The sequence below is a fragment of the Photorhabdus antumapuensis genome, from assembly GCF_020387775.1.
GTDB classification, from domain to species: Bacteria; Pseudomonadota; Gammaproteobacteria; order Enterobacterales; family Enterobacteriaceae; genus Photorhabdus; species Photorhabdus antumapuensis.
The window spans coordinates 1-965 of record NZ_JAHZMK010000067.1; the positions used below are offsets into that span (position 1 = coordinate 1).

Sequence of the window (965 nt, forward strand, 5' to 3'; positions counted from 1 at the left end):
TCTGGCCGGCGGTAATATCACGCTCAACAGTGCGCAGGTCACCAATCACGACAGCCAAATTGTTGCCGGTGGTGAGCTGAACGGCGAAATCGGCGAACTGCACAATATAGCCACTCAGGGGGAACGCATCACCACGGATGCCGGCCGCCAGACTCACTGGTATGCGAAAAAGAAACGACTTAAGCCCAGATTCCGCGGCACCAAAACCTCGCAGGGGAAAAGCCGCAGCCATTATGACCCTGCCCCGGTGATAGAAACGATTGACCTGAAAACGCTGGCCTGGCAGGAGCATACCCGTCCACCGGGCACCGATATTACCCTCACAGACCGACAAACCGGTCAGATACACGCGGCCCCCACGGCGGTCAAATCGGTAACCGAGATAGACGACCGGCCTCCGGCGGAAACGGTGAAAGGACAAACCGTTGACCCGGCGATACGCGTGGTCACCCCTAATACCCGCCTGCCGGATAACAGCCTGTATACCGTGCAGCCGGGCAGCGACAGCCACTATCTGGTCGAGACCGACCCGAAATTTACCCGGTACAAACAGTGGCTGGGCTCGGATTATATGCGGCAACAGTTAACGCATGACCCGGCGCTGGTTCACAAACGGTTAGGAGATGGATTTTACGAACAACGGCTGGTGCGGGACCAAATCACCCAACTGACCGGCCGGCGCTATCTGCCGGGCTACAACAACGATGAAGCGCAGTTTAAAGCGCTGATGGATGCCGGTATCGCCTTTGGCCAACAGCAACAGTTAACGCCGGGTGTCGCCTTAAGTCCGATGCAAATGGCGCTGCTGACTTCGGATATTATCTGGCTGACTAACCAGACCGTGACCCTGCCGGACGGCACTACCGAAGTGGTCACCGTGCCGCAGGTGTATGCGCGCGTCCGTCAGGGCGACCTGAGCCGTGATGGCGCCTTGCTGGCGGGTAATACCGTGGCGCTGAACAGTC

1 pseudogene is annotated in these 965 nt (G+C 58.4%); it reads left to right on the forward strand.

The features are described from left to right. A pseudogene (locus KZ793_RS21060) lies at positions 1-965 on the forward strand (S-layer family protein); the annotation flags it as partial.